General features: G+C 56.9%; 12 protein-coding genes. 3 read left to right on the plus strand and 9 right to left on the minus strand.

Features of this window, described 5'->3' with window-relative positions; all coding sequences use genetic code 11:
• Window positions 1-30 precede the first annotated feature (30 nt).
• The 6 genes from B2828_RS01640 to B2828_RS01665 form a co-directional block, all read right to left on the minus strand.
• Entirely contained in the window at window positions 31-666 is a 636-nt protein-coding gene (locus tag B2828_RS01640; RefSeq protein ID WP_479631932.1) for a hypothetical protein, read from the minus strand.
• Window positions 663-3,953 carry a hypothetical protein gene (locus B2828_RS01645; protein WP_479631933.1) on the minus strand — a complete coding sequence of 1,097 codons (3,291 nt, stop codon included), beginning with the start codon at window positions 3,951-3,953 and terminating at the stop codon, window positions 663-665. The genes B2828_RS01640 and B2828_RS01645 overlap by 4 nt, the downstream gene beginning before the upstream one ends.
• 13 nt (window positions 3,954-3,966) lie before the next feature.
• On the minus strand, window positions 3,967-5,040 hold the full coding sequence (locus B2828_RS01650) for a PulJ/GspJ family protein (protein WP_479631934.1): 1,074 nt from the start codon (window positions 5,038-5,040) through the stop codon (window positions 3,967-3,969).
• A gap of 27 nt (window positions 5,041-5,067) precedes the next feature.
• Window positions 5,068-5,517, minus strand: a complete 450-nt coding sequence (vccB, locus tag B2828_RS01655; RefSeq protein ID WP_479631935.1) for a Verru_Chthon cassette protein B — start codon at window positions 5,515-5,517, stop codon at window positions 5,068-5,070.
• Window positions 5,514-6,341, minus strand: a complete 828-nt coding sequence (locus B2828_RS01660) for a pilus assembly FimT family protein (protein WP_479631936.1) — start codon at window positions 6,339-6,341, stop codon at window positions 5,514-5,516. The genes vccB and B2828_RS01660 overlap by 4 nt, the downstream gene beginning before the upstream one ends.
• 135 nt (window positions 6,342-6,476) lie before the next feature.
• Window positions 6,477-7,529: a LacI family DNA-binding transcriptional regulator gene (locus tag B2828_RS01665; RefSeq protein ID WP_479631937.1), complete on the minus strand. Its 1,053-nt coding sequence runs from the start codon at window positions 7,527-7,529 to the stop codon at window positions 6,477-6,479.
• Window positions 7,530-7,616: 87 nt separating this feature from the next.
• On the opposite strand from B2828_RS01665, the gene B2828_RS01670 reads away from it, so the two are divergent.
• Window positions 7,617-8,582 (plus strand): glycoside hydrolase family 130 protein, encoded by a 966-nt coding sequence (locus B2828_RS01670; RefSeq protein WP_479631938.1) that lies wholly within the window; start codon window positions 7,617-7,619, stop codon window positions 8,580-8,582.
• A gap of 167 nt (window positions 8,583-8,749) precedes the next feature.
• Here B2828_RS01670 and B2828_RS01675 read toward each other — a convergent pair whose 3' ends face one another.
• Together B2828_RS01675 and B2828_RS01680 are read right to left on the minus strand one after the other, a co-directional pair.
• Window positions 8,750-11,548, minus strand: coding sequence for a PEPxxWA-CTERM sorting domain-containing protein (locus tag B2828_RS01675; protein WP_479631939.1), 2,799 nt, complete (start codon window positions 11,546-11,548; stop codon window positions 8,750-8,752).
• 240 nt (window positions 11,549-11,788) lie between these two features.
• The gene (locus B2828_RS01680; RefSeq protein WP_479631940.1) at window positions 11,789-12,841 is read right to left on the minus strand and encodes a LacI family DNA-binding transcriptional regulator; all 1,053 of its coding nucleotides are present in this window, start codon (window positions 12,839-12,841) and stop codon (window positions 11,789-11,791) included.
• Window positions 12,842-12,909: 68 nt separating this feature from the next.
• Between B2828_RS01680 and B2828_RS01685 the strand changes: the two genes are divergently transcribed.
• Together B2828_RS01685 and B2828_RS01690 are read left to right on the plus strand one after the other, a co-directional pair.
• Window positions 12,910-15,036, plus strand: a complete 2,127-nt coding sequence (locus tag B2828_RS01685) for a DUF4962 domain-containing protein (RefSeq protein ID WP_479631941.1) — start codon at window positions 12,910-12,912, stop codon at window positions 15,034-15,036.
• A 108-nt stretch (window positions 15,037-15,144) separates the two neighbouring features.
• A complete protein-coding gene (locus B2828_RS01690) occupies window positions 15,145-15,750 on the plus strand; it encodes a hypothetical protein (protein WP_479631942.1) in 606 nt (201 codons plus the stop codon).
• Window positions 15,751-16,135: 385 nt separating this feature from the next.
• Here the strand turns inward: B2828_RS01690 and B2828_RS01695 are convergent.
• The coding region (locus tag B2828_RS01695) for a DDE-type integrase/transposase/recombinase (protein ID WP_479631943.1) at window positions 16,136-16,640 on the minus strand (505 nt) is incomplete at its 5' end.

Raw genomic sequence — 16,640 nt, forward strand, 5'->3', positions numbered from 1 at the left:
ATTCCCCAAAGACTCTCCCCAACCGGAGATTTACCTCAGGGCGTTAAAGGTATGGAGAGCCCGCTCCTGTTGTTGAACCATGGCATTTGCCTCTGGAGAAAGGGAGAGCGGGGCAGTGGGAGCAGGCAGAAATTCGTAAACCGCCAGCATCGAGCCCATTCGCGCGGCTACGGGAAGCATCGAACCGGTGGCAATCCAGACCTCGCCGGAAGCGTTCTCATAATGGGAGCATTGCACCCCGCGATAGTTGACGGTTTCCCGGAAGCTGGAGACCCCCAGGCCCTCGACAAAAAGGAAACCCTCCGAATAGAATGGATACGGCGGCGTGTCGGGTGTGACGGCCAGCAATCGCGGTTTGTCCACCAAGGCGATGACGAGGTAATTTTTCACTCGTGCAAACTGGTCGGCGACTCCGTCCTTGTACCTCACGGTCACATACTGGATATCGCCGGTCTTAACCGTCTCGATGACCGCTGGAACCCCTTTTGAAGAACTGCTGGCAGATGGCGCTCCCCGCCCTTCCTGCAAATAGACTTTCCAATGAGCATTTTCGGGAATCGCCGCGACATACGGAGCCCTGGGAATCGCCTCCTCGGCGCGGACCAGCGGCGACAGGCATGCCATGGCCAACCACAGAACCAGATATAGGACAGAGGTAACTTTCATTCGCGGACAACCTCCAGTTGTTTATCTATCACTTTGCCAGTGTAGCGGTCAATGGCCAGATGCAGCCAGTAATGCCGCTCGCCCTCCACGTTGAACTGATCCAGGGAACTGGCGGTCGTAGGGTATTTGCCAACCTGTGCCACGAGATCGACCAGGAGATTCCAGGTGCGGGTGTTGGAGCTATCCGCCAAGGCGCGAATCACGGCCTCCCGCTCCGTTTTAATCAAGGAGAGACTGCTCAGCGAGGAGTCCACCATCAGCCGGGCGACCAGATCGGAGCGATTGGCAAACGGTTTGGTTTGTTCGAGAGAAATCAAAGCGGTGGCAACGGTCCCCGCGTTGGCGGAAGAGACCGTGGTGCCGGTGCCGCTGCTGGCTTGAGTAGCCCCGGAGATGACAGCCGCCAATACGTTCTTTTGCAAGGTGTTAGGATTAAGTCGCCCTCCGCGCACGGTCTGCGTTCCATTAAGAGAAAAGAGATCCAACAACCCCGCATCCGCGCTGGAGGCAGAAAAGAAATCGAGCGTTTTCCAGGGCATGTCCCGGTAGGCGTAGCCCAGTTCCCCGACCGACCGGAATGGGCGGTTCAAAATAACGGGCCGCGCTGCCGTCCCCGATGTCGAAGTGAACAGCGGGCTCGCCGACGAATAACTATAAAACGCATCGCCGGGACGGGTTTGGCCGTCGTTATCCGGATAAGCAGGGTTTGCCGCATTGGTCCCGGGTGGCCCACCGGAACTGCTGTTGACCGCCCACATGTCCACGCGGTACGGGGTGGTGCCCGAGGTGATATATCCCAGGCCGGAGGTCACAAATGGATCATACGAGGTGATTGGACCATTGACCGTGCTGGCATCCGGCGTAAGAGTCTGCGCCGCCTGCGCGGTGGAGATATAGGTGGTGTTGCCCCCTGAGCCAAAGCGGGAGGTCCGGGGGTCACTCTTTAAAGACAAATACCAACCGACCGCGCCGCTCCCTTTGAGAATCGAGACCCAAGGGGCTTGCCGATAACCGGTTCCCGGGTACGGGCTGTTACTATTGTCTAACCCCACGAAGGTTCCATACGTCCGGTAAGTGCCGCCCGGGTCCTTATACTGAATGCGGTACACCATGGACGTGGAGAACTTAAGCATCATGGTTGCCGATTGGGCCACCGCCTGACTCCAAGTCACGCTGGTTGTTCCAGTCGTGGTGGACATAGTATCGGGCGGAAAGCCGACTACCGGGTTGAGAGATAAGGTGCTCGATAGCGTCGGTGAGCGGTAGTCGGTGGCGGGTGATGCCAGCGAAAACGAAATGACTCCATTGCCGGGGGCTTTGGCAAAATGGGTAACCGCCGTGCCGGTCGTTGTCCAACTACCGCCATTGGCATCCCAGTACCAGCGATAGTTCACCGAATTCAAAGAGGCAATGGCTCCGATCATATAGTGATCGGAATTATTGTCGTTACTGCTGTTTTCGAGCGGCGAAATTTGAAATTGCGTCGGGTAGGCGCCGGTATTGGAGGCCAGCGCCTGATGGGGATTCCAGAGGTTAAAGCAGTACTTGAAAATATTCTGCTGAGTGTAAGGAGTCGTGTAATTACCCGGCCCCGAAAGGGTAAATAAGAACTTATTCAAATACGGCAGATCCTCGATGCCGTAGACGCTGTTGGCGTCGGTCGCGGAACTCCCCGGTGGAATCAAGGTGATCGTCGTCGGATAATTATCGGCATCCCACTGGTCGATAATATTGGCTCCGATTCGAAGAAGCTGCAGCGTCACCTTGAGATCGGGGTCTTGAAAATTTGCCGACGTGTACCCTTCCGTTCCCACGAGAACATCGCCCCTTGCTCCGCCCCGGCCCACCGAGCCGTACGAAATTCCCGCCTGTAGCAATTCAAAAAAATCCGCTTCCCGGTTCTGCCCGGCGACATCACTCAAAGACATAATGCCGTGTGGGTCGGTGTGCTTGTATTTGGTGCTGGTAGTCGGATAACGCCAGTGGCGAAAGAGGCCGTTCGAATCGCTCATCACATCCAGCCCGAAATAACGCTGAATATCATCCACATCCTGCGTCGAAAGCCCGACCGTGCCCAGTTTTTCGAGCAGCGCGAGCTTCTCAAGCGGAAAGCGGTATTTGACCAGCGGCTCTCCCGCGACGGCTTGCGTTCCATTGTTCCGCGTAAACGCGCTCTGCACTTTAACGCTGAAAATATAAGGAGGATTATAATCCGTGGCGCTGGCTCCCGTGCCGGTGCAAGTGGGGCCGTTCACCTCGCGGCTGAAGGTGCCAAGGTACTGGAGTGCCGTTTCAAATTGCCGCTGCTCGGTGGAGTTCGTCGCGATACTCTGCAACAGCTTAATCAACTGCTGCCGATTTACAAAGGAATGATCGGTGTTCCCGTTGTAAACGGACGTTCCGGAAACACCGACGAAGGCGTTGGTGCTTGACGTGACCAGCGTCTGATAGCGTGCGGCGGCGGCGGTGTCGAACGTAAAGCTGGACATTGTCCCCGAGGGCTGGAGCGTTGCATAGTTTCTCCAGCCGACGATCTGGTCGATTTGAGTTTTAGTAAATGTCAACTGCGTTAGGTCCGCATAGGCAAGCCCGCCCTTGGGGCCATATTGGCTGGCTGAGGAAGAGGAGGGATAGCCCGCCGCGTTGATGTCCAGCAGACCGCCTTCGTTATAGATCGCGTAGGCATAGCGGCCGATGGCGCACTGATCGGAAGTGCTGTCGGATAAGTTCTTATTCCACGCCGCCCCTGACGTCGGGCCGCTCCTCGTGACGACTACCCAATCCGGAGCGGTAAAGCTATTGTCCGGCGTCGAATCTCCCGCCGTCCCATTTGCAAGGGGAAGCAGAAAATGAGCATTCCATCGCGCAACGTTGACGGATCGGCCGTTCAGCGAGGTGCCGGTGGAAAGGGCCGCGGCCGCGCGAGTGGCGCTGTCATTGCGGCTGCTATAGCGAATCAAATTGGCAAGCGTTCCGCTGCGGATCGGCATCACGTTGGTGCCTGTCTTGGGAACATAAATCGTATTGGTTCCCGTACCGTTGGCGGTGGAGTTGGAGACGATTTCCTGGATCAGATCATCGGTAATAATGTCCAGCGCCGTGCCCGCCATCATCTCCACTTTGGTGCCGCTGGCACTTGCGTTGGAAACAGAGCGTTCCATGGTCACGCGGGAAAAAAAGGCCACGGTCACCACCACGATCAAAACCAATAGGGAAAGAACCAGCACGAGGGCCACTCCCCGGTTACGGTTTGCATTCAAACGCCCTGATTGGGAAGAGAATGACATAGAAAAAATACCTCTATTTCAGATAGAAAAAGCGTTCGTAGACACGGATGGAGGAAGCCGCCGTATGGCTCAAGCCATAGCTGCTGACAAAAGTGGAGGGGTCCTTGGCGGCCTTGGCCCAAGTTTTCGTCAGAGAGGCGTCCTTGATGAGTTCAGGGGAGGCGTCCCGCAAACCGCTGATGGCTCGTATGAGTGCGCCGACCGTCGTGGAAGCGCGGCTCTTGGAATCAATGAGCGCAATGGTGACCACGATCGCTTTCACGTCTTGAAGCCCCAACGGAGCCCAGACGGCGGCCTGCGCGGTGGCATCGGTGCAAGCGTAGGCAATTTGGCTATTGGTGTCATACCACCGAGAGCCGATGGCATACCCCGCCGTGGAATCCGCGCTGCTATTGGGAGCCGCAGTCGCCGTTAGGTTGTTGACCGTGGTGCCGCTCACCACTGGCGTCAGACTCAAGGTCCCGTCCGTCAGCAAAAAACAGAACTCCATGCGAAACACCTGGTCTCCAATAACATCCCACTGCTGAGCTGCGGTTGTGGAGCCGCCGGGATTGGGATTCGACGAGTTGTTATAGGTATCAGCAATGGCCTGAGAGAAAGTGTCTTTAATCAGCAACGGCAAATGTAAGATCGAGGTGGCATGGCCATCCGCACCGCTTTGCGATGCGACGTCAACCCAGTGCAATCCGCGCCCAAGCCGCTCCAACTCCACCCGGCTCCCACCACTGATCGCATCGTTGACGCGGTACCCCACCAGAGAGGAGGTATTGAGCGACGAATCGCCCGTGCCCGCCGGATCCTGCGAAGCAATGTGGCCCGGTTTCTGACTATAGAAATAGAACGCATCGTTGCCGGTTTGACTTTTAAAATAATAGTTCAAATCGGCCCGTTGATACATGGCCATGAAATCCTCGGCCATTTGGGCGAAAATCATCCGCGCCTGGCTGTCGGAATCCATCAGCTTACCGCAATGCAGCGTTGTCAGGGCCGCGCTATTAAGCAACTGCGTCACCAACAGCACGATGACGGCAAGCGTGCTCACGGAGATCAAGAGCTCAATCATCGTAAACCCGCTGCGCTTTTTCATGGGGATACCTATGAAGGGAGGAGGCCGCTAGTTTTGGCTCAACGATACGACGGTTTCCACCGAGTCGTTCTGGCTGGAGGCCTGAGGCGGCCACGAAATTTTAATCCGGGTAAGCGTTTCGTTTGAGGAAGGCTGCCAGACGGCTTTAATGACTGCCTTGTAACGAGCATCCCCACCCAGCGAGGCGGATGCCGTGCCCAGGTCATTAAAATAAAGTGTTTGCTGTTGGTTCAGGGTGGAGACGTCGATTTTAAACCGGGGGGACTGCGGGGTGCCCGCAGGGGTCGCCCGCACATCTGCCGCAAGATCCGTGACTAAATTCATAGCCGCCGTCTGGTTGGTCGCGCTCCGCGCATTGCTTAACCCAATCGGCAACAGTCCGAGGACAGAAACCAGGGAGAAAGAGGCGATCCCGAGCGCAAGGGTAATCTCCACCAGTGAAAATGCGCTGCGAGCTGTATTTTTTGGCAGGTTCATGGTCGGTAGATGGTAACTTGGCCCGTAAGTCCGCTCACATCAATGGCAACAATATTTTGGTTATTGGCTAATGTCGTTCCTCGCGTGGCTTGGATGGCGATTTCTTTGTAAGCAGCCGGGCTGATCATGGGTCCGGATTCTGAAAGGGCTTCCCCCTGCGGGCTAAATTGAATCACTCCGCTGGGCACGGACGATCCCTGCGAAACCGGGCTCGGGTTAATCCCAAACGTATATTTCGCTGTTTTCCCGAGGGGGTATTGGAATGAAAAGAGGAGCGGCTCCGAAGATAGCCCCACGAGATCGGATTGCTTAACAACGCCCGCGAGGCGAACCCCCACTTTCCGGGCGGTGGCGTCCACGATGTGAACGTTGTTTAACTTAATGAGCTTTCCGATTTGGATGAGCCGGGAGGGTGGGATCACTTGCACCGATGGATTACTCGATGAGGCGACCGTTTTACTATAAATGGAAGTGCCATCTTTGGAGGCGACTATCGCGATTGCAAGACGCCCGACACCTGATTGCGCCGGGGTCGCGTCGGCCCTGCTCAGATCTTCCTCGAAAACTCCAACCCAGGTATAGGTATGGTTCACGACGGCATAAGTCCGCGCCTCCTCCAGCGCGCCCTTGATCATATAGGCAGATGACGTGAGATCTTCCCCGCCTTTGATATTGGTCACGGCAGGCCCCACCAAGGTCATAATCCCCACGGCGATTCCCATCACGACAATCAATTCCAGCAGGGAAAAAGCGTGCCTGGACGGTTCCCTAGGGGAAAGAACCTGTTTGACCAAGCCAGGACAAAAACATGCGCTTGTGTTCATGGGGGATTACTGCGGTATCGTAGACCATTACCCGAAGCGTGTAAAGAGCCATTTTATGCTCAGGGGAACATTCTTGTGTCTCTGTATACAGGTATTTCAGGGGGGTGTCGGCGCTTTTATCTTTGTGAAAGCCTGCTATACCGTAGTTCTAAACGTTTCCGGCACCGATGGCCCGTCAATCCAAACCGGGTCAACCAGGGTCGTGGTCGCTGAGTGGGTAAATCCGATTTCTCCGTGGCAGAGCAAGCCATCCATGACGTCGATCGCTATATTGCCCATGAGCGCCGGACGAATATCCACCCCCGCGTAATGATCCAAGTGGCCCGACGCAAAGAGATGGCAAACCGCCATCTCCCGGGGAAGCGACCATCCATGGCGCTTCGCCGCAGCCTCCAGCGCCAAGTGGTTATGGATTAACAATACATCCGGTTTGTCTCGGCCTCGCAACTCCGCCATCCCGCGATGGAGAAATTCCGCTTCATCCATCCAGCGGCCTCGCATTTCGGGAAACTCTTCCCCAATGCCCGCCAAGGCGCTCAATTTTTCAGGGCCAAACCGCCCGGCCTCCATTCCCGGTTTCAAATAAAGCGGCCGGCGATACCCCCGCCTGCGCAGTTGCAGCAGCGCCAGCCGCATCACTTCGTAGTCGTTGCTGCGCAATTGGTGGAACGGCGCGTTTTCGCAAAAATCAATCATACTCAATAACGCAAACGCCGAGAATGCTCTCAACGCCTCCTCCACCGGTTGCATATTCGCATGAACCAGGATACCGCGAATGCCTCGCGCCCCGAGCATCTCCGCAAGCCGCCGCTGGGGAGCCGCCTCCCGGGGGAGTTCATGGCATTCGATTTTATAGCCAAGCTCCCCGGAGCGTTGCCGCATCCCCTCCAGCAGCCCTTTCCGAATCGGCCAGTTTTCCCAATCTTTAAAAGAGGTTTCGCCGCGTTGAAGCTGGTAGAGGAATGCCAGATTCTCACGATAGTGGACGGGCCTCCGCGCCCGCCGGTAACTGGCCAGCGCCGACATCGCGGGATTGGGCACATACCCCATTTGCCGCGCAATCGCCTGGATCTGTTCGCGCCTCGTCTCGGAGATCAGCGGACTATTGCGCAAAGCCATGGAAACCGTGGCCACGGAGACACTGGCTTCACGAGCGATATCGCGCAAAACTACAGGTCGGCTCGGCATGATTGCAGGGGGGCGGCTGTCAGTTTAACTAATTAAATTTCCCCGATATTGAAAGCAAAAACAGAAAGCTGTTTTGTGTTTCCAGCTATGGAATCACCTCGTATCGATGCCACGCATATCCTCAATCGCCATTCCGCGAACCCCATCTTAAAGTTGGAAGACTACCCCGGGGTCGCGCAAATCTACAACCCATCCCCCGCCCAGCTTGGAGATGAAACCATCCTGCTGGTTTCGGTGGTGGAGCACGCCGCAACCCGTGGCTATGGGCGGGACGTGGGCCAGACCCGCGTCGCCCGAAGCAACGACGGCGTTCATTTCACCTTGGGCAAGGAGAACTTCATCGACGTTCAGTCCGAGGAGCACCCCTGGTCCCTATACCACCACTTCATCGATAACCGTGTGAGTTGCATCGACGGAGTCCATTACATCGTCACTCCCGTCATGGTGCATGGATTCGATGGCCCGGTGGGGATGCTGGGGCGCACGGTGGATTTTAAAAATTATGAGCGCCTGGGGATCATCACCCAGCCGCGCAACCGCGGGGCCTCCCTCTTCCCGGAGAAAGTCGGCGGGCTCTACTGGAAACTCGACCGCCCCGGTGGCGGCGACGGGAGCAACGGCGACATTTGGATCAGCTCTTCGCCGGACCTTCTTCATTGGGGAAATTACCAGCCACTGCTCGCGGCGGGCTACCGGTATTGGAATGTCGAAAAGATCGGGCCGACCCCTCCCATCAAAACGCCCCGTGGCTGGCTTGATATCATCCACGGCGTGTTCTCACCCGCGGGCGGCACGTATTATTACATCGGCGCCATCCTGTTGGATCTGGAACAACCGTGGAAGATCATCGGACGAACCAATAGCTGGATTCTCTCCCCTCAGGCGGGTTACGAACGCACGGGAAACTGCGACAACGTCGTCTTCCCCTGCGGGGCCTTGGGCGATTGGGAAAAGGATGAGCTGCGCCTTTACTACGGAGCCACCGACGACAAAATTTGCCTGGCAACCGGTTCGATAAGGCAGTTGGTCGAAGCGTGCGAACGGCAAATCTAAAACATCACGTTCGAAGTCCAAGGCATTCGCGTCTCGTGGGCGCGAATGCCTTTTTTTTAGGTTCAACGCAGCCACAACAATACAAAGCCGCCGCGACTTCAATCAGCCGCGGCGGCTTTGGATGTTAATGGATTTCCGCCAGCACCCCAGCCAGCAAAATCCTCCCCTTATAACACACTGGAATGATCCCGACGGCGCAGGCGTTGGGCAAAGCCCAGCATGCCGACTCCGCCCACGAGCATGGCCCAAGTGGCGGGCTCGGGAACTACCGTCAGAGTCACATCGTTATATTGGCTGTCGCTTTCGGCCTTGCCCTTGAAACTCAAGAGGTATTCCGTACCGCCTGAGGTGAACGTGTAGTCAGAATTCGAGGTGAGCGTGTAGGTGCTGGCACTCGTAATGATCGTGGAGAAGTAACCCGTCGTCGTGCCACTGCCGGTGTTGTCGATGAGGACGATGGTTTCGCCCAGCGTTAATCCGCTCAGCGTGGTAAGATCCAACGCTCCGGCAAGGGAGACATTCCCGCTGACCTGCACTTGGTCATAGGAGGTTCCCGCCACCGAACCGCTCACTCCGGCCACCAGCTTGGAGGTGGCGTCTGCGGTGAAGTCGCCCCCGACCTTCGTGAACCCGGAACCATTGGAGGAGGCAAGGGTGCCGCTGGTCAGCGCGAGAGTGCCCGTCACGGTGCTGTTGCCTTTCAGCAAGCCGCTGACGGTAGCGCTTCCGTTAATGGTACCGTTAGTGACGTTCAACGTGGCGGTTTGAGAAACGACAAGTGCGCTGGTGGATTTAGTGGTGCCGCTCAACGTAGTGGTGCCGTCGGCCACCTTCACGCTGCTGGCGATGTTGTAGCCGCTGAGCGTGCTGGTGCCATGGAGCGTGGTCGCCCCCAAGGTCAAGCCACTGTCGCTGCCGTTGACGGTGCCGCTGCTGACGCCAACGGTTCCGCTGACGGAACCGCTACCCGCCAAGGTTGCCCCGACGCCCACGCTTACCGCACTGGCTGCGGCGATCGAGCCATTGACGGTAAGGGTTCCACCGGCAATGGTGGTGGCCCCGGTGTAATTATTCACTCCACTAAGAACCTGATTGCCACTGCCGTTTTTCGTCAAGGAAATCACGCCCGCGCCATCGGTAATCCCCCCCGAGAAGGCGCCATCGCCGCTAGTGGTATTAAGCGTCAACGTTGCCGTGCCGCTGGTGGTGTTACGAATGGTTCCCCCACCGTTCAGGCCCCCGGCGACCCCCGCGCCGGTTTCAGTAAGGTTCTTGCCCGTCAAATCAAGAATCGAGTTGGAGTTGACCGTAACGCCGGAAGCCAACTGCAGGGCGGAAGCGAGCGTTAGCGTCGAGACATTGGTGCCATCGCCAACCTTCAGGCTGCCCAACGTCGCAAGTCCCTTGGCAGACGAACCCGTCAGTGAGGAGGAGGCACCGGTGCCGGTGTAATAGAACGTCGTGGAGGCATCCATGGTTCCCACGGCTCCCGTTCCACCCGATGCATAGAGGCTCAAGTTATTGGTAGTGCCGCCCGCAGTTGCCTGGAGCACGATATTTTGCCCCGATCCGCCGATAGTATAGGGAGTCGTTGACGTACTGTTATTTGTCAGATTGAAAGACTTCGCCTTGAATGCGCCGCCCGCCACGGAAGATTGCAGCACCCACTGGTAGGCGTTTGCCGACGTACCAGCGGGACTCCATGCGGAACTGACCAGGCTGCCGTCGTAGGTATAGCCAGCCAAGTCAAGGGTATTTGCACCCGCACTCGTGAAGCTGTACGAATTGCCGATCAAGGCCGCCGTGCTATAGGGCGTCAAATTGCTCCCCATCTTCACCGTGCCGGAGGTACCCGCTCCCAGATCCATCTCGATGGTGCCGATATTGGCCCCCGCCGCGGTAACTGCGAGCGTCTTGGTGTCCGTACCACGCATATAGATATTATACAACGCTACGGCGGAAGTCAGGCTCTGGGCGCCAGAGGTATTAAACGAAAAGGCGGGGCCAGGAGACAGCGCGTCGCCGGTATTGGCTTGCAGGGTCACTCCTGATCCAATGGTGTTGGTGGCGCCCTTCAACTGGATGTACCCCGTATACCCTTTTTGGATAATCGTGCCTCCCGTGGCGGTAAAATTGCCATTAATGACCAACCGGGTCGCGCTGTATGCACTTTTACTGCCGGTATTAATCCCCTGCAACTGCAGGGTTCCGGATGAGAGCGTCAGGCTGGAGTTAAGGATAGCACTCACCAACATCCCCGTCCCCGACCCCGTCCCCGTGCTCGCCGCGACAATGAACGAGCCCCCCTGGATATTCAAAGCGGAGCTTAGCGCAACATTAACCGTTTCGCCGCCGCTATAAATGCTCGAACTGGTGTCCCCCACCATCACCGTGGCCCCGTTGCCTATATTCAGTGTGCTCCCAGACAGCGCCGTCCACGTGCTGGCAGCCGTGCCAAGCCCGGAGGTCAGGTTGATGATCGTGGTGCCGGACGCGGCCGAACCCACCGTCCCCAGAGTGACATTCCCGCCAATAGTCAGCACTGCTCCGGAAGTCGTGGGGGCCCCCGTATTTGAGATGACCACCGTACCGCCATTCGTGGCGTTCAGGGAAAGAGCGCCCCCGACCTTCAAGGAGTCGCCCGCCCCGATCTGAAGCGTATTGACCACCGACGCCGTGGATTCATTGATCGTAAGGTTGCTAATCGTCGAGGAAGTCAGGGTGTAGGAAACCGTCTGATTGGTGGAACTGGTGTCGATCAACACACTATCCGTCGTAGCCCCCGCCGTCCCCGGGTAGGCTGATGAAGGGAGCCAGTTGGCCGCCGTTCCCCACGTCGAGCTTCCTCCATTCCATGTATAGGTTGCTGCGTTGGCGTGAAGGGCGCTTGCTACAAATGCAAGGACGCAAGCCTTACTAATTAAAGAGCGGCCGCCTTTGCTGCCGGGAAGATTTTTTGCTGCCATAGGGGTGATGTTTGGGATTTGGAATGGGGTTGCATCGCATCTCGCCTCGCATTTTTGTAATGCCTGGAAAGATGCGCACCTGCCATAGTCGCCACCGGAAATGCAATGAACTGCACCAACCGGGTAGACAATATGGTCATGCCCTTCGTTTTGCCCTAGAGACGGAATATTTCAATGCGGCAAACAGGTGTAACTATAAACCTAAGGATTGTCTAAAAACCTTCGCGGAAAACAGAGCGCCTAAACGATCGTTTTGGGGAGATTCATCCGCCGCAAGGTCTTGCCAGGATGCCACGTTCCCTCAATCAACAAGCATCTCCGAACCGAAGGCACCCCTCGTTCATTGCGCTGGAGTTGCCCAATGAGGAGGTCGACCGCCGCCACCCCGACTGCCGGGAAATTGTGATCCATTCCGCTGCGTTCCACGGAATTGCTCTGCAAATGGCCGACCCCAATCTCCTCTGGAATCTTGAAGCCTTTTTCAGACAGCCAATCCCCGACGTCCTCGTTGTCGGTCACAATACAATCAGGCCGGTATTTGCCAATCCACTCCGGCAGCATTTCCAGCGAAGCATGAAGAAGCGGCGGAATCCGGTCCTTTTTTTCCAGACGCTGTTGCTCAAAAAGAAACGGCGCCACGTAATTATGATCCATCCGTTCGTCGTGGAACGGATTCATAAACATCCCCGGCCTGCGATAGCCCAGCGACGACAATTTGCGCATCAGCTGGACCGTGAGGGCGGAAAAGTGCGTAGTGGTCATGTGGAACCGGGGCCGCGCAAGGCTGTACCCGAAGGTCACCGTCGAAAACCGCTCCCATTCGAGATTGAGATGCCCTCTTGCCTGTGGCCTGGGCGCGACCAACAGCCCCGTAATGCCTCTTGAGTATAATATTTTACTCATCCGGGAGGGCGTCATTCCCGGCTCTTTCAGCCAGAAATACTCAATATGATAACCCAACTCGGAGGCGCGTCCGCAAGCGGCTTCGTAATAACTCAGGATAAAATTACGATGCGTCCTCCATTGCCCGTCTTCGGGAGAATCGCTAAGCCATGCCAGGGGGCACGCTTTGGTGATCGCCGACGCCTCCTTGCGATAAGCGATCAACGCCGAAAGCATGGGATCGGGCGCGTATCCAAGGCTTGCGGCGGTTTCTCTGATGCGTTTCGTGAGTTCCGGCGAAACTTTCTGGAGCCCGCGCAAGGCATACGAAACCGCCATGGTGGAACAGCCGCAAGCCTGCGCGACATCTTTGAGTGTAATCCGGGGGGGCACTACTTTAAAGTTAAACAAAAATTGTGCTTCCGTTCAAGCCCTATACATTGGCAACGTCTCCCGCAATGATCCGCTCCCTCCCACGAATGTTAGCAATCCTCGCCGCCGCGCTGGGATTCCAGTTTGCCGCGTTCCATGGCTTTGCCGAACCGCAGGATGCCGCGCCCAAAGCCGACCCCGGTCCGATCCCCATTCCCAAGCGGTCTGAGCAGTTCACGGTGTCGCCCAAACCCGGAATATTGGGAACGCATCCCCGGCTTTATCTCAACAGCCAGGAGCTGGCCGCCCTCCAATCCAGAGTTAAAGAACCCGCCTTCGCCCCCATCTGGAGTGAGTTCCTTCACGCCGCCGACCAAACGGCCGCCGAAGTGCCTCCCCGCAATCCCGCCAATACCGAGGATCCCTTCCGCCGCTTTGGCGACCGCTTGCCTCGCCTTGCCCTGGCCTACATCGTCTCGGGCAACGACAAATACCTCACAGCGGCCCGGAGTTGGATTACAGCACTCCTCTCCTATCCATCCTGGGGCGGAGATCAGGATCTGGGTGCCGGCCATGTCTGCTTTGGCATGGCTCTCGCCTACGACTGGCTTTACAACTCGCTGCTTCCCGAAGAGCGAGCGACCATTGAAACAAAGCTGCTTCTCCACGGCCGGCTCTTGATGGAGGTCTCTACCAACGCGGCCAAAAAGCCGCCTTACCGCTGGGGCACCGCTTATTTCCAAAACCATAGTTGGATCTGCAACACCGGCATCGCCTCTTCGGCAATGGCTTTATACGATCTGGCGCCCGAAGAAATGCAGGGTTGGCTCAACTGGACTCGAGGGAGCTTCGAGCCACTCTACCGCAACTTCGGCCTGGATGGATCAAACTACGAAGGCCCCGCCTACCTGCGTTATGGAACGCTTTGGATGCTCCAATATATTGAACTGCTCCGTGGTTTTTCAGGAGAGGATCTCTCCTCCATGCCCTATTTGAAACGGGTGGGCCGCTTTTTGCTCGATACCCTCATGCCGGACGGGCGCAGTGTGGCTCATTTCGGCGACACCCCTGTTTTCGCCTGGGACGTCATCGACGAACCGATCCTGGCCTGGCTGGCCTCGCGCGGTGGAGATCCCACGGCCGAGTGGATTCGCCAAACCAACCGCGCGGCATGGGGAAAACCGCCGCACAACTCTCCCTTCGCCATGCTTTGGTTGGACCCGAACCGGCCCGCCCAATCCCCCCAAAGCCTTCATTTGCCGCTGACGGGGCTCTATTCCGATTGGGGATTCGTCTCCTTCCGCACCGGGTGGGACCAAGACGCCGCGGTCGTCGCATTCCGATGCGGCCCTCCGGGCGGCCATCATATCACCGAAAACTGGTCTTCTTTCCCGGGAGCCAGCGCAAGCTTCGGCCATGCCCATCCGGACGCCAACAGCTTCATTTTCTGGAGCGATCGCCAATGGCGCATCGCCTTGCCGGGCCAATACACCCACCTGAAAAAAACCTCCAATGAAAATGTCTGGCTTGCGGATGGAATAGGCCAACGGGGCGAGGAAAAATGGATGCGCGCGGAAACCTACCTTGGCAAACCCTCCCAGGCGACCCTCCTGCGAGTCGCAACCTCTCCGACGGCCGATTACGTGATCGGAGAAGCCGCGCCTGCCTATATGTGGGGAGCCGATGTCACCTCGGTCCAGCGACATCTTTTGTTCATCAAAGGCGCCAAACCCTATGTCGTTACCCTCGACCTTCTCGCCGCATCCCGGCCAGTGACCTGGGAATCGTTCCTCCACACCTTTGGGCCAATGACCATTGGCAAGGATGGCTCTTTTTCTGCAAAGGATGGCAATCCGGCCGCACCAAAAGCCGACGCCCCCCCTTCCGCTCCAGACCTCGTTACCTACGGATGCCAAACCGGGCCTTCGCCCATTGTTCAGAAGACAGGCCCCCTGGTCGTTCTCTCCCATCCCAGCGATAAGCAAATCCAAAGCGGCTACGAGCTGAAAACCGACTTGGGCGCACCCACGGAAAACGCCTGGCTGGTGACGGTCATTGGAACCGAACCCGTGTCGGCCCGGGTCTCCGGCACCTACCCCAATCTCACCCTTCGCGTGGGGAACGATTCCATCACGTGGCAGGAACGGTCAGGCAAGATCACGCTCAGTGTAAACCAATCGGTCATTAAAGGGAATCTGCTCTCCGCAAAATCCCCGAATGCCGATTCTGAGTAAACGGCATTGCTGAAGGAAAGCGAACGTTGGAAAAACCAACTCGGGTTTATAGTTAAATTCCCCATCGGCGTTGGCGGCGAGGCGGTATAGCCCTATTAGTTTAATCCCATGAGACTATCTACCCTATTAGCCCTCTTGATTACCTCGTATGCTACAGTCGCTCTGGCGGGTTCGGACAATATTCTAAAGAATGTAGCGTTCTCGCAAACCACGACCACGGGGCTTCCATCGGACTGGATGGTTTTTTGTCCCCCGGTCAACAATGCAAGCGACGCCTCTCTAACGCAGGGTAGCCTTGATCTATTTGCCGTTGATACCGATACGCTTTATAAAGGCAAAGCAACCTTGCGGATCAGTTCTCTTACCCCCGTTCGGGTTGGGCTTTTGCAGACAAATCTGCCCGCTTCCGTGGGACAAACCATCCGGTTCTCAGGTTGGATCAAGGCGAATGGAATCAAGAACTCTGGAAATGAAGGCGCGTGGATTCGTTTAGGATTTTCCAATCTCTCCGATCCAAGCAAACAGGCCGAAGCCTATAAGTACAGCAAGTTTCTGAAGTCGCCGTCAGACACTTTTGACTGGCTCTACGTCGAAGGCGAAGCCACCGTCCCAGCCGAGGCTGATCACGTGGAGTTCGGGATGTTCCTCTGGCGCACATCGGGAACGGTTTGGTTCGCAAATCCCCGTGTTGAGCTGATCGACTCCAAACACTAGTATCCCGTAACGTCTAAAGTTTTGGATATAGCCTAAGCGGGCGTCCTCGGTGGTGAAGCGCCAGTGGACGGGAGCGCCGCGTTGGTAGCGATGGCGTTGCCAAGCCGACACTTCGCGGCGCATCAAATCGAAGGAGGCGATGCGGCGTTTGAGGCATTGCGAGTTCAAGGTACGCTCTTCGTGGATCGTCTTTGCCGCCTTGGGCGGGCGCTCCGCCGTTTCGAAAACACGCAATACTCCTCGGCATAACTGGAAAACCCGGGTTTACTTCCCCTGGTGGGAACCTTGCCTTCGCGCAACTCTGTTGACGTGACTCAGCGATTTCGAGCCAGGGAATGTGTTAGTTTGGGGGCAACCTGACCTGCTCCCGAAATTTGGACCACAGCTAGGTTGAGTAAGCGATGGTAAAGGGTTCTCGGTTTTGGTTTGGTTTTCTCTGGCCGCGTTCTGCCGCGACTCGATCCAATGCATACACCACCTTCGAGGCGGTAAGCGATTCGGCTGCCTCCAGCACAGGGCACTCCCGCGTATACTGATCGACTACCGTCAACGTGCGGAAGTAGCGCCCGTTTTCCAACCGGTCGGTTACGAAGTCCATTGACCATCTCTGGTTGGGAGCCTGGGCTGTTTCAACCGGACCGCGCTGCATGCTCGCCAGCTTCTTGCGTTTCTTGGTTCGCATCTGCAATCCAAGCTCGCTGTAAAGCCGGTAAACTCGCCTTTTTCCTACTGTCCAGCCCTCCCGGCGCAGCATGACCGTCAGTCGTCGATAGCCAAATCTCACCCGCGTCATGGCGATATCCCTCAGTCGCATTTTTAATGCACTTAGGTCTTTCGCCTGGCTTCGATAGTAGAATGTGCCCCGGTTCATCATGAAGAGCCTGCACGCC

The sequence above is a fragment of the Spartobacteria bacterium UBA695 genome (genome assembly GCA_002298145.1).
In the GTDB taxonomy this organism is placed as follows: domain Bacteria; phylum Verrucomicrobiota; class Verrucomicrobiia; order Chthoniobacterales; family Chthoniobacteraceae; genus UBA695.

Excerpts from the sequence above, each read along its gene's own strand:
- B2828_RS01670 (WP_479631938.1), top strand. The coding sequence starts at position 7,617 with ATGGAATCACCTCGTATCGATGCCACGCATATCCTCAATCGCCATTCC.
- B2828_RS01660 (WP_479631936.1), bottom strand. The coding sequence starts at position 6,341 with ATGAACACAAGCGCATGTTTTTGTCCTGGCTTGGTCAAACAGGTTCTT.
- B2828_RS01675 (WP_479631939.1), bottom strand. The coding sequence starts at position 11,548 with ATGGCAGCAAAAAATCTTCCCGGCAGCAAAGGCGGCCGCTCTTTAATT.
- B2828_RS01650 (WP_479631934.1), bottom strand. The coding sequence starts at position 5,040 with ATGAAAAAGCGCAGCGGGTTTACGATGATTGAGCTCTTGATCTCCGTG.
- B2828_RS01685 (WP_479631941.1), top strand. The coding sequence starts at position 12,910 with ATGTTAGCAATCCTCGCCGCCGCGCTGGGATTCCAGTTTGCCGCGTTC.
- B2828_RS01690 (WP_479631942.1), top strand. The coding sequence starts at position 15,145 with ATGAGACTATCTACCCTATTAGCCCTCTTGATTACCTCGTATGCTACA.
- B2828_RS01645 (WP_479631933.1), bottom strand. The coding sequence starts at position 3,953 with ATGTCATTCTCTTCCCAATCAGGGCGTTTGAATGCAAACCGTAACCGG.
- B2828_RS01665 (WP_479631937.1), bottom strand. The coding sequence starts at position 7,529 with ATGCCGAGCCGACCTGTAGTTTTGCGCGATATCGCTCGTGAAGCCAGT.
- B2828_RS01640 (WP_479631932.1), bottom strand. The coding sequence starts at position 666 with ATGAAAGTTACCTCTGTCCTATATCTGGTTCTGTGGTTGGCCATGGCA.
- vccB (WP_479631935.1), bottom strand. The coding sequence starts at position 5,517 with ATGAACCTGCCAAAAAATACAGCTCGCAGCGCATTTTCACTGGTGGAG.